10 protein-coding genes are annotated in these 13,636 nt (G+C 40.5%); 2 read left to right on the top strand and 8 right to left on the bottom strand.

The window, feature by feature from the left end:
- Positions 1-287: 287 nt before the first annotated feature.
- A complete protein-coding gene (locus AC1TO5_RS07700; RefSeq protein WP_482062213.1) occupies positions 288-797 on the bottom strand; it encodes a YfiT family bacillithiol transferase in 510 nt (169 codons plus the stop codon).
- Positions 798-1,008: 211 nt separating this feature from the next.
- Positions 1,009-3,663 (bottom strand): S-layer homology domain-containing protein, encoded by a 2,655-nt coding sequence (locus AC1TO5_RS07695; RefSeq protein WP_482062212.1) that lies wholly within the window; start codon positions 3,661-3,663, stop codon positions 1,009-1,011.
- 377 nt (positions 3,664-4,040) lie between these two features.
- Between AC1TO5_RS07695 and AC1TO5_RS07690 the strand changes: the two genes are divergently transcribed.
- Together AC1TO5_RS07690 and AC1TO5_RS07685 are read left to right on the top strand one after the other, a co-directional pair.
- Positions 4,041-6,350 carry a helix-turn-helix domain-containing protein gene (locus AC1TO5_RS07690; protein ID WP_482062211.1) on the top strand — a complete coding sequence of 770 codons (2,310 nt, stop codon included), beginning with the start codon at positions 4,041-4,043 and terminating at the stop codon, positions 6,348-6,350.
- 168 nt (positions 6,351-6,518) lie between these two features.
- Entirely contained in the window at positions 6,519-8,057 is a 1,539-nt protein-coding gene (locus AC1TO5_RS07685; RefSeq protein WP_482062210.1) for an extracellular solute-binding protein, read from the top strand.
- A 45-nt stretch (positions 8,058-8,102) separates the two neighbouring features.
- Here the strand turns inward: AC1TO5_RS07685 and AC1TO5_RS07680 are convergent, their stop codons facing one another.
- From AC1TO5_RS07680 to AC1TO5_RS07655, 6 genes are all read right to left on the bottom strand, one after another.
- Positions 8,103-9,065, bottom strand: a complete 963-nt coding sequence (locus AC1TO5_RS07680; RefSeq protein ID WP_482062209.1) for an alpha/beta fold hydrolase — start codon at positions 9,063-9,065, stop codon at positions 8,103-8,105.
- Between the two features lie 53 nt (positions 9,066-9,118).
- The gene (locus AC1TO5_RS07675) at positions 9,119-10,003 is read right to left on the bottom strand and encodes an ROK family protein (protein WP_482062208.1); all 885 of its coding nucleotides are present in this window, start codon (positions 10,001-10,003) and stop codon (positions 9,119-9,121) included.
- A gap of 20 nt (positions 10,004-10,023) precedes the next feature.
- A complete protein-coding gene (locus AC1TO5_RS07670; RefSeq protein WP_482062207.1) occupies positions 10,024-10,716 on the bottom strand; it encodes an N-acetylmannosamine-6-phosphate 2-epimerase in 693 nt (230 codons plus the stop codon).
- Between the two features lie 91 nt (positions 10,717-10,807).
- Positions 10,808-11,689 (bottom strand): sugar phosphate isomerase/epimerase family protein, encoded by an 882-nt coding sequence (locus tag AC1TO5_RS07665; RefSeq protein WP_482062206.1) that lies wholly within the window; start codon positions 11,687-11,689, stop codon positions 10,808-10,810.
- Between the two features lie 236 nt (positions 11,690-11,925).
- Complete coding sequence (locus AC1TO5_RS07660; RefSeq protein WP_482062205.1) at positions 11,926-12,276, bottom strand: Gfo/Idh/MocA family protein; 351 nt, start codon at positions 12,274-12,276, stop codon at positions 11,926-11,928.
- A gap of 436 nt (positions 12,277-12,712) precedes the next feature.
- Entirely contained in the window at positions 12,713-13,633 is a 921-nt protein-coding gene (locus AC1TO5_RS07655) for a carbohydrate ABC transporter permease (RefSeq protein ID WP_482062204.1), read from the bottom strand.
- Positions 13,634-13,636: the final 3 nt, after the last annotated feature.

Here is a 13,636-nt window from a genome sequence, read left to right as displayed (position 1 = left end):
TCTATAAAGCCGCGCCTTTATTGTCGGTACTCGGAGCTACGACCATTTTGCATCCCGTCTATTTGATCGATAAACAGATCGAACGTATTGATAATGGTAGCTTTATAATTGAAAAAGAAGTCATTCAACGTCTAGAGAAAGAACTAAACAAATTATTCCACGTGACAATATAATATAAAGCCAAATAGTTTACTTCTTTCACACTTATATCATGCTTAATAACTTATTCCTTCAACCAACAAAAGTAGCTTATCGAAACTCGATAAGCTACTTTTATACATATGTTTTTATTTTGACAATGCAATTTTTATGTGAGCTAAGTGATGCTCTTCGTGCCAAGCTAATTTTGCAACTTTTGTTGCCACTTTAATCTTACCGTTTGTTTGGTGAGTAAATGCTCGATCTAGCTGCTCTTCAGTTAAACTTTGTCCTAAAGCTACGATGCGCTCATTAATACCTTCTAGCATCTTAATTGAACTCTCTACAGGAAGCTCATTGTCTGGTTGAATCGCCCACTTCTCTTCATTAAATGCAGGTACAGTTGGGTTATCATCTGTTAAAGCTAACTTCAAACGTTGATACATGTTCAACTGAGAATCTGCAATGTGATGCACAAGCTGACGAATTGTCCAAGCACCTTCACGATAAGTTTTGTTCAATTGTTCATTATTTAATGAATCTACAGCTTCTCTCAATTGAATCGTATACGATTCAATTTGCTTTAACCACTTTTGAATATTTTCCAATGTTACCTCTTCTGGAACTTGTAATTTTCCAATTGGAAATTTCACATCCATTTTCAGACCTCTTTTCTACTTTTTATTTTCAGTAATAACACTTAATATAACAATTGTCTTAGTAGTTGTAAACCTTCACAAACTACAACTGACTCTAACATTCCATCAATAATTAGATTGATCATTAAAGGATTAGTCGTCATACTTGGCGCAAATAAAAAAACTGACGACAAATGTCGTCAGCCTAAAAATTAAAAACAATCAACTATCCTTATTTTGCTTCAATATGTGCAATGATACGATCATTTTCATATGTGACACTTACTTTATAACCATCAGCAGTTACATTATCAAATTCACCTTTAATGGCATCTGCAGTTATTAAAGTAATCACTTTAGAACCTTCAATCTGATAGTCAGAGAAATCTAGATTTAAGTCTCCACCGTCAAGATAAAGTGTTCCATCGACAGTAATTTGACTGCTGTCATTATCCATCGCAATGTCTAAAGTACCATCATCCATTGTGAAGTTGCCATCAAGCACTAATGCTCCATCAACATTAACTACAACTGTTCCATTCTCTAGATAAAGATCACCATTACCAAAGGCAGTTGTAGATTCAGCTACTAACGTACCATATTGAAGCAATGTTCCGCCTGTGTAACGATTATCCCCTGTCAATGTAAGTGTTCCTGTTCCTTTTTTCGTAAGCTTACCACTACCGGTGATATCATTTCTCCACCAGTCTTGCGCATTAAATCGCCCTTTGGAAGCATCCATATTAACGGTAACGTTATCTAAGAACGTACCATACCCATCGGCTGCCGTTACCAAGTCAATTCTACCCCAGCCTTGTGATTCGTCAATTACAGCGTAACCTGATTCAATTGCTGTAGTATACAATACTTCTCTACGTTGCTCATCTGTTAAATAAGGTTGACGAGTTTCTAATAGTGCTTCTGCTCCTTCAGGCACTACCGGTGCCAAACCTTTAATCCCTGTTTGCGGTAGACCATAAGTAAGCTTCTCTCTATAGAAAGCTTTATTAGCGTCATGATCTTCCCATTTTGTTTCGTCATATGCACTTTCGAAAGTATATTTGTCTGTTACCGTATGCGCATATTCATACAGACTCATGTTATTGGCTTCTGCTAATGCTCCAAATACTTCCCCTGCATTTTTATATGCTTTCTCTAATACTTCTTTGTTTTCTTCCTTATTAAGCGCATAGGCAGTCATTGCTGTCGCTTGTATTCTTGCACCGATAACATCAAGTGGTGAGTGCATCCCAGTAACGATTCTGTTTTCACCCATTACCGCTGCTCTAGTTAAAAATTCAGAGTATCTTTCCGGAGTAGCGTAAGCAAACCCAAATGTTGATAAGTACGATGCACTTGTATGTCCACTTGGAAATGCTCCGTCTTTTCCTCTTCCATCCTCAGCTATTCTTCTTACATATTGTAATGCAGGAATAACCTTGACGTTGGTTTCATATTGTTGGTAATGTTTTTCTCCAGTTGTTTTCGTTCCTCCTGAAGCTAAAGGTTCTTTTGTTGCTTCACCTTTGCCTAGTGTTTCCCAAACAGATAATCCATTCGCATCTACGATCTCTACAACTTCTCCACTTGAATTCATTCTCCATGGTCTTGGAGATGAGTAGAAGTATTTAGATGGATTTGAAGAAGCAGGAGTTCTAAATCTAATTAAAGCAACTAAATCTACCATGTCCGCAAGTTCAGATTCAGCCCAATCTGTTCCCATTCCTTGGCTTTCGTCTTCGGTTGTTTCTTCTTCCAATACCATATTCATTTCATCCATAGTTCTTACAACACTTGTCGTTGGATTAACTATATCTACATAGGTATTAGCTAAAGGTCCAAAAGCCTCCATCATACTATATACTTTATCTCTTTGGTCATCATAATATGCTGCTAAAGTCTCTTCATCTGTTCGATTCTGAGTAATATCTTCTACATATTTGATATTAGCAACCCAAGTAGCTGCATTTCTAATCTCTTCATTAGCAAATGTTTTCTTATCTGCGACTACTGCTTTCGCATTGTTTTTATAGCCATCATAATAAATCGTAGGGCCATCTCCATACTTTGCAACTTCCCCATTTAAACCTGGTTTAGTTAACACTATTCCGTCTCTCCAAGCCGGTTGATTTATGGACCATACCTGATCAAACCCATCTAGAATTTGAATAAATGGATTGGTTGTAACGATATTTTTCAATGTAGCATCATCAGCATTGCCTCCATCCTTCACTGCAGATAAAGGAAGCTGAACGAAATGCAAAGCATTATCTAGGGCAGCAACTGCTTCTGCGCGAGTGATTGAATTCAAAGGTTTAAAGCTGCCATCTGAATATCCTTCCATAATGCTCTCAGCTGCAACTGCACCTACAGCACCTTTGCTCCAAGCCGCAATGGATGATGAATCGCTAAAGAAATTAGCTGTTTTCTCATCCTTAATTAGCTTTTTAATTTTCGTGATCATGATTGCCGCTTCTTGACGTGTTATCAGGTCTTCTGGCTTCACCGTATGATCCGTATAACCATTAATATATCCCGCTTTACTAGCTATGGATACTGCTTCGTAATACCATACATCCTCAGAAACATCTTTAAAACTGATTGCAGCTTGTCCTGTGTAGCCAAAAGCGTGATTAACCACATTCATAAATTCTGCTCTAGTAATGTAATTGTTAGGTTTGAATGAACCATCCGAATATCCTTTTATCAATCCTTCATCGTTCCAAGCTTGAATCTTTCCTTCTGCCCAGTGTCCCTTAATGTCGGAGAACTGATCCTCCTGATTGGCTGCGAAACTCTGACTTGAAAACGTCGGGATTGTGATTGATAACATTAGAAGTAATACCAATGCCTTTTTAAATCGTTTTTTTGTAGCTTGCAACAACATGATCCTCTCCTCATAACTTGTTTTTTATCTGTACCAGCGAATGATGAGGCAGCTTCACTCTTGTCTGAAACAATGCAAGTCGAGCTTCACTCATTCATTTTGTCCGGTATGCCGTTACTGTAACATTGGGGTAGTCCAGCATCTATAGAACAATTTCCGCTTTATATCAAATCCGTACGTTTCGACTATTTTATTGTATGAAAATTGCAGATTACATTTACTAATAAAGATATACCACAGTCATCTATTGAGATTTGGTAAATCCAAAGCGTTTTTAAGGTTGCTTTGTTAAATTATTATTAAGACGCTCACTTGTCCTCGGGCTATTGTATAATGATCTAATTATCTGGAAGTTATTCGTGAAGGAGGAGAAATAGATGCTCAAGCCATTCCAGTCTGTTTGGTCCAAGATGGTTATTTCCTATCTCGCTGTCGTGCTTGTCATTGCGCTTCTTCTCGGTTCATTCTTTTATCTCTTCTTTTCCCATCAATATAGTGAAGAAATCAGAATCAACAAAGAGATGATGCTAAACAATACAGTCAATCATATTGAGAGCTCTGTCATTGAGAGAGTCAATCAGATCTATCTATCTCTGGCTCTAGGAAGCCCCGTCAATATTGATTTAGATAAGTTTAAGGGAAACCACAGCAAAGTTGTAGACATTCAACAGCTGCTTAAAAATCAAGTGCAAAATCATTCTGATCTGATACAAGCCATTCATTTATATGATTCTGAGGAACATTTCATGATCTCATCCGTGCACGGGCTGCTACTCTATGAGAGTCCCCCTTCGGGTGCGGTTAGCACGGCCGATTGGATCATTGCGATGAAAGAAACCCAAGAAAGCTCCTTATGGATGCAAACTCGCATAGTACCTGAGGATCCTTATACCGTAATAACTGAACAAAGCAACATGAATCCTTTAATCTCCTACGTTCGCAGCTACCCATTTCAATCTTCTGGGCAAGACTCTGAACTCATGATGGCGATTGATATCAAAGAATCTGCTGTCAGCCAGATCATCGAAAATATGATCCCTGCTGACTATGAACGTACATATATAGTGGACCAGGATGGAGCAGTCATTTCTGCCGCGGACAAATCTTTGCTAGGGAGCCCCACGGAGGAGAGTTCGTTGATTCAGTCCCTGCTCTCTTTGAACCCTTCAGATGCGAGCTTCACGCATACATTTGACCATGGGTCTTATGTCGTTTCCCATGATCAATTTTCAGGAAACGGATGGAAGATTTACACGACCACACCCGCTAATAGCTTCTATTATAAAATGGATAGCTTGAAAGAGGACGTGATCATTATTTGCTTGTTGGCTGTCGCGGTTGGGATTGCTATGTCAACAATCTTTACGGTTGCCGGCTACAGCCCTCTAAAACGAATCATGAATAATATCAAGAGCGGGCATAACAGCCCGGTCAACTCAAAACAGAATGAATATCGGTATATCGATATTGCTATCAACAGCCTGTCCAATAAAGTCGATAATCTTGAAGAAACACTACAGGACAACCAAAAAATGATTAAGCATAATATCATACTTAATATGTTGAATAACCGATTTACGCCGGAGGAGCTGAAAGAGCAGCTACAGTCAATTCGAATTTCGATGGCCTACTCCCACTTCCAGTGTATGGTCATTGACCCCGTCAGTGAAAAGTGGAAGGAGTTGCAGCCGCGACAGCTGCAGCACACACTGTACAGTATGATTCATCAGCTGGAGACAGCAGAAATCGATGAAACCCAGCTATTTGCGGAGGAATTGCAGGATCATAAAATAGTGGTGATCATCTGTACAAACCAACCGGAAGTCTCAGATCAGATTGCAAACTTCATTCTCTCTGAAGTGAGAAGCAGATTCGGTTTAGAATTTGCCTTATCGTTAGGCAGCTGGGTGGAGCGGTACACAGACGTCCACACTAGTTATCGTGAAGCTAACACCTTAATTCGGTACAGCTATTTCTTTCCCGCTCAGTCTGTCATTCAAGATCTTGAACTGCTGAACAGGGAAATTAGCAGTCTCGAAATTCCAGACTCGTACCTGATAAATTTTGAAAAGAAGCTGCAGACTCGAGATTTGGATAGTACTGTTCAAGCCATTGAGGATTTGATGTTGGAGATAAAGGAAGGCATGTATTCAGCAGAGTACAGTCGCATCATATTATTAAGAATGATCTCTATTTACTCTGATTGCATCAGCCAAGTACGTTGGCAGCCTGCCGAGACGAACTCACTGAATTTGTACAAGCAATATACGTTGATCTACAATATTAACCGATATTCGGAATGGTTGGTTCATCTGGTAACCGACTTTGTTCAGCATGTGGAGAAGCGGAGCAAATTAAGAAGCATCGATACGATCACGGCTGTAAAAGCATATATTAGCGAGCATATTTCAGGTGATCTCACCCTGGATCAAGTCTCCGAGCAAGTGTTCATCAGCTCCAAATATCTCAGCAAAATCTTCAAGGAAGAAAGCGGCATCGCCTATTCCGAATATGTTACGAACCAGAGAATGGAACGAGCACGTGAACTCATGGCACAACGAGATTTGACTGTTGAGCAGGTCGCCAGTACAGTAGGTTACCGCACCTCTGCTTATTTCATTAAGAAGTTTAGAGAAATTCACGGCTGCACTCCGAAAAACTTCATGCGTAGCCTGATGAACAACTGATTTTCCTATTAATCATCAAGAGCGTTATACATTCATCCAGATAAACCAAAATGGGAAGGATATGTTATGAACCTTAACCTTTCAAGAGCTCTAAGTCTTTTTGCTGCAACTATTATCCTTATCACGTTCATGTGCGGTTGTACCGCTTTATGGGAGGATAGAAAAAAAGTGCAACAACAGAGCAATTCTTCAAGTCCTGAGGATATTGCAGCGCCGCTCTACACGATTTCTTGGACGATGCATCAAAATGCCTCTGTTACTGAAGATGCAGAGATGATCGAATACATTGAGGACCTCTTTGATGTCAAGCTGGATATGTGGAACCTTGAGAACAAGCATTATGAAGAGCTGCTGGACTTGGAACTAGCCCAAGAAAGAATTCCGGACCTATTTCGGATCAGGCAGTCACATGACCTGCTCAAGTATCAGATGCAAGGGGTATTAGCGGAAATTCCCGAAGAGGTGCTGAAAGAGTACGCGCCTAATATTGTGCAGCGCATCGACAGCTATGATTCCCGTTACTTGGAGTACGGAAAAATAAACGACACCTTGTATGGCATTCCAGTCATCAATCAAACCAACATATATCGAATCCCTGTCATATATCGGGAGGACTGGCTTGAGCAGCTGGGGCTGGACGTTCCGGAGACGTTAGATGAATTCGAGGCCGCCATGTATGCTTTTGCTAACGGTGATCCTGACGGTAACGGTAAGAAGGATACCTATGGCCTATCCAAAGAGGGCATGAATGTTGTGTTTGGCGCTTTTGGTCAGTCCGTTTTTACCGAACAGCTCTATTTTAGTATGAAAGATGACCAACTCGTGATCGGCGCATTAGAGCCTGAGATGAAGGAAGCTCTTGCTTATCTACAAAAATGGTACCAAGATGGGATCATCGACCCAGAGTTTATTACCGGTGAAAATAAAGGCGGCTATAAGCATTTGTCCCACGCTTTTATCAATGGCAGAATTGGGATGACCTCGATGGGCAACTATTACCATTGGACCCAAGAGGGCGATTACAACGTTCTCAATGAAAATGATGAAGAAATCCCAATCGGGGCCTCATACAATGTCTATGAACTCTTACAGAAGAACGCAGCTGCTGACGTTGTATTTGGTCCTCCTGTTATCGGCCCTTATGGGCACAGCGGTTCAAAAGCTTACAATATGCTGATGAGCTTTATCGCCATCGGAGCCGATACTGTGAGCGAGCCAGGGAAGCTGAAAAAAATCCTGGAGATACTGGATTATGTTAGTGCTAATCCCGATCCAGTGGAGCAGATTAAAATGGAGTACGGTCTTTCAGGGAAGCACTGGGACTGGAGCGCTGAATTTGCAAAGGAGTTTCACATCCTTCCTCCATATAACAACATGGATAACTACACGAATATCATCGGCTCCCGTATTGGCATGGCTGTCCCCGGAGTGCTTTCGGACCGGCGGGAGCAGTGGGCTGCAACCTTGGGCTTGGAGGAAAACGGCATTTATAATAAGCTGGAGGTTGCAACCCCCTCCTTAATTCAACATACCCCTGAACTAATCAGCATGAGGGACAAAGCGTACATCTCTATTATCACCGGCGACCAGCCCGTTGAGTACTTCGATACCTTCGTGAAGGAATTCATGGAGGCAGGTGGGAAACAGGTGTTACTAGAAGCCAATGAATGGAATACCCGGTATATGGAGGCAACTCCGGCGCGATAGCTATGACACTAGTAGGGCTGACACAAACAACAGCCCGAACTCAGATTACTCTCGTCCTAATAAAAATTGAATCGTGCGATCCGAGACGTCTGGTAAAGCCTCATGTCCAAAATCCGGATAAATAACAAGCTGTTTTTTTGCATTTATTTTATTGTATGCAGCAAATTGTGTGGAAGGAGGACAGATCGTATCCATTAGCCCAACTGTCATCATCACTTCGCCTTTAATTCGTTCTGCTAAAAACTGAATATCGATATAACCAAGCTTTTCGAATATTTCGTGCTCACGTTCATGAAGTCTATCGTGGTGGCGGAAATATGTGCGTAGCTCCGCATAAGCATCCTTATCCAAGTCCATATCCCAAACACGTTTATAATCACTTAGAAACGGAAAAACAGGGGCCAATTTCTTCACGTTCGGCTCAAGCGCCGCACAAGCAATCGTTAACCCACCGCCCTGCGAGCCTCCTAGCGCATAAACTTGCTCTGAATCAACCTCAGGCAGTCCCATCGCAATACGTGCCAGCTGTGCAGTATCCAAGTAAATATGACGGAATAGCAAGTTGTCAGCAGGACCATCAAGTCCACGAATTATATGTCCATGATGAGTGTTTCCTTTTACACCACCAACATCCTCGGAGGTGCCTCCTTGTCCGCGACAATCCATCGCCAAAACAGAGAATCCAATTGACGCATAAGCAAGCTTGTCCAACCAATCCCCAGCGCTACCAGAGTAACCATGGAACATCACAACAGCAGGATGCTTATCAGCAACATGCTTAGGCCGAACGTATTTCGCATGAATCCGTGCTCCTCTTACTCCCGTATAATACAAATCAAAGCATTCCGCATATGGAACCTGAAATGAGCTTGGTACAAGCTCCAGCTGTGGATCAAGTGCATGCATTTCAGCAATGGCACGATCCCAATATTCATCGAAATCTACAGGTCGTGGGTTTGTTCCTTCATATGTTTTTAATTGTTCTAATGGCATATCAATCACTGGCATACGTTTTCCCTCGTTTCATATCATATTATTTCATAAACGTTTATTTTCGCTACTTAGCTTTTTTCTAGAAATAAAGATGCAGCTCCTAGCATTCCCGCTTTGTTTCCTAAAGTCGCCTTAACTACCTTTACATTCACAAAACTTGACATCACAAGACTTTTAACCTTTTCTTCTACTTTTAACACTAGCTCCTCCTGTTCCATTACTCCGCCTCCGACGATAATCGCCGATGGATTAAAAATATGAACGAGAGATGCTAGACCAATCGCTACCTCATCAACCCATTGATTAAGCACATTTTGAAATTCGACATGCCCATCTTCTAGCATTTGAAAAAAATCTTTTCCAGTTTTACATTCAGCATTTACTTTCTCTGCGGCCTTAATTAGTGCAGTTGTAGAAGCATATTTTTCATAATAAGGTACTTTACCAAGAGTTTTTTGATCTAGCAACGAATGCGTGAACATATGTCCAAACTCAGCTGCACTACCATTTGCACCTCGATAGAGACTACGATTAATTATGATAGCGCCACCAACACCTGTTCCAAACGTTAAGCATAGAAAATCTTGATAATCCCGTCCTGCACCAAACTTCATCTCGCCTAATGCTGCTGCATTTACATCATTTTCTACTCTAGTAGGTTTATTAAATCTGTTACTAAGCAATTGTGCTACCTGCATGCCTGTGTAATTCGGAATATTCTCATTAGCATAAATAATTGAGCCCTGAATTGGATCTACCTGCCCTGCCGTACTAATACCGATTGCATCGTAGTCCGTAAATTTTGAAAGCTGCATTATAAGCTTTTCTATAACATAAGGACCACCGAGAGCGCTTTCAGTTTCATACTCGCGAAACTGTTCAATTTCACCAAGCTCATTACATATTCCTAGCTTTGTCGTTGTTCCGCCAATATCAGCTGATAGAATCCTCATAAAGTTGCACCTCCCACTCCTTACTCTTTTACAACCTTTGCAAATCGTTTCGTAATTTCCATTGGTCGAGTAATCGCTGAACCAACAACTGCCGAGAATGCACCTAGTTCATATATACGTTCTAGTTCTTCTGGTGTTGAAATGCCACCTTCAGCAATCACAGGTTTTTGCACATGCTCTATTAATTTTTCTATCAATGAAAAATCAGGCAGATGAGTTCCCTTTGTTGCTTCGGTATAGCCGCTAAGCGTTGTACCAATGAAATCAAAGCCAAGCTTCTCAGCAGTTAGAGCGTCCTCGAAGGTAGCACAGTCCGCCATAAAAAGCTGTTTCGGATATTTTTTGCGAATCTCTGGAAACAATTCGCTTATTACTAATCCATCTGGACGAACTCGATCTGTTGCATCCAATGCAATAATATCTACACCTTCGGCATAGAGTGCATCTATTTCCTTCATGGTTGGTGTAATAAACACGCTATTATTTCCATACACCTGCTTAATGATACCGATAATAGGTAGATTTACAGTTCTCTTTATCTCTTTAATATCCTCTATGCCATTAGCTCGGATACCTTTAGCACCGCCAAGATAAGCAGCATATGCCATTCTTCCCATAATGTAAGGACTATGAAGCGGTTCCTCTGGTAAAGCTTGACATGATACTATCAATTTCCCTTGTATCGCTGTTTTAATATCTTCAATCGATCTCATAATAGCCATCTCCTTTTGAAATTATGAAATAAAATAAGATTAACCAAGTGAAGCTAGTTAACCTTATTTTACGTTCTACCATACTGACTCATTAGCAATATGAATGCAAGAACTGAACTGCTTTACGAATATCCTCTTCAGGCTGTCCACCTACTTCACGCTCTATGGTTAAATAGCCCTTGTAGCCGATATCAACTAATGCCTGTAGATAGTCATCCCACTTAACTCCACCTTCACCAAGTGGAACTTCTTTAAATACGGTTCCTTGTTCCATTAGCTTTAATACGTTCTCATCTTCTAGTACATAGCCAAATTGACCATATACATCACGAGGATCGATATGAGCAAGCTTAATACCGTCTTTCGCATGAGTATGTACAATGTAATCTTTAAGTGTATATACGCCTTGAACTGGATCTTCACCAGTGACCATAACTAAATTCGCAGGATCATAGTTAACTGCTACACCTTTAGATGATAAACTATCTAAAAACCCCTTTAAATCCGCTGCTCTCTCAGGTCCTGTCTCTATTGCAAAATATGCTCCCATTTGATGAGCATAATCACTTAATGCCTCACATGCTTCGTGCATGGCTGCATATATTCTACTTTCTTTGTCATGTGGTACGATTCCAATATGTGTTGTTACGACATTCGTTCCCATTTCTAAAGCTAAATCAAGTATTCTTTTTGATTTTTCAATTTTATTGAGATTTTGACTCGGATCTTGAAAACCATGTCCACCTAAATCACCAACTAATGCAGAAATCTCTAAGCCCAGTGAAGCAATATATTCCTTCCAGTCTTTACGTGCACTAGCCGACAAATTCTCTGGACTCCATTCACCACTTACAGCATATATTTGCACACCATCGGCACCAACTTGCGTCGCCTTTACTAATCCTTCTTTAACACCGATTCCAAAGCTATCTACAATTACACCAATTTTATTCGTTAATTTTGACTGTAACATAAACACCCTCCTCATGTCGTTAATCTAGCAACATTCCTGCAATTTCTAAAGAAATACATTACCGTAGCTACAATTAAGTTACTAGACCATAACTTCGCTGCCTTTTGTAGAAGATTCATATAGAGCATCTAAAACTTTGGATGTTGTCATATTATGATCGATATTACCTCTATCTTTTTTGTGCTCAATGATAGAAACTAAGAAGGATTTAATTTCTTCTTCGTACATATTTTCCTTCACATATTTTGTATCTGTCTCCAACAGCATACCATTTTTTGTGCTATATATTTTAAAATCGCCGCCATATTGCAATTTAATGCCGCCTTCATCGCAGCAATTGAAATAGGAGCATGTGTCGTATTTGGCGTACAAACTGAAATTGCATCAATTTCTGGGTCATTAAGAACAACCTGCAAATCATTAGTAGCATTTGCTACACCAAACTCTTTGGCTGCTTCTTCAGCTCTCTCTAAAATATCATCGACTAAATATTTAATTTCTACCATTCCACTTTTTAGATAGGCAGGAATATGCTGACCACGAGAAATCATACCACAGCCAATAACAGCAATTTTTAGTTTTCCCATTAAGTTCCCATCCTTTTATATTAATTTTGTTTGATCGTATTTTTGTTCTACTTGATCGATAAATCCAATAACCTCAAGCATTTCATCGTAAGAAATCGGCGATTGCTTTTGCTTAAAAAATTGCATAACGTTCTCTATTAAACCGGAATAAAAAGGAACTTGATGAGCTTAAGCTATGGCTACTACTGCCTTTGCCATTCGGGACTTGAACCCTAGAGATAGTGCCCATGCTGGGCGCACACATAAAACAGCCCCCTATTAATGAAAAAGGAGGCTGTTCTATAAGGAAGTATACACCCAGCAGTCAAAGAACAAGTCGTAGATCCCATATCAGGATAATGTTTCCGGCGAGAGAATACTTCGCAAATCGGGAATCGACGATAGTTCACGTTCCTAGGTAACTGGAATTATTCCAGCCATCAACCGGGCAATGACATTACTCTTTTACACTACCAAGCTTCATACCTGCAACAAAGTGCCGTTGTAAAAATGGATATACGATAAGAATCGGCACAGATGCTACCATCGTAATCGCGGCTCGGATTGATAGTGGTGTAATCATCGTTGCCGTATCCCTCGCAGCTGTGGACGATATGTTAGGATTGGCATTAGAATTCACCGTTGATGACATTAATCTCATTAGCTCGAATTGAAGGGTACTTAATTCCTGTCTAGACGATGCAAAGATAAACGTATCAAACCATGTATTCCATTGACCAACCGCTGTAAACAGCGCGATCGTTGCAAGCACTGGCGTACAAAGTGGCAAAATGACGCTGAAGAATACCCGGAAATCGCTCGATCCATCTATCTTCGCTGATTCAATCAAGCTTTCCGGTAACGTGTAAATATAGGTACGGACGACAAGCATGTTAAATGCACTAATCATCCCTGCCCCAGCTCCAGGGAACAAAATATAAACCCAAAACGAATTTAATAAATTGAGATCCTTGATCAAAAAGTACGAAGGAATGAGTCCGGCACTGAAATACATTGTAAGTATAAAAATTAATGTAATAGATTTACGGAACATATACTCCTTGCGGCTAATCGTATACGCCAGCATAGCGGTCAAAAAGACGCTAACCACCGTACCAATCACGGTCCGGGCGACGGACACCCAGAAAGCATCATACACTTTTCCAGATGCGAATACCGCTTGATAGTTCTTAAAAGTCCATTCCCGTGGCCAAACGTAAATGCCGCCGCGCGTCGTGTCCAGACCCGCATTAAACGAGACTGCCAACGTGTTAAGGAACGGATATAACGTGACAACAGCGACGAATAACATAAATATTACATTAAACGTATGAAACAGAAATGGCTCCGTTTTAAATTTTTTGATAGTTGTTTTCATGCG

It is taken from the genome of Paenibacillus sp. Y930, assembly GCF_056786375.1.
This window is presented reverse-complemented; position numbering and strand designations above follow the sequence as displayed.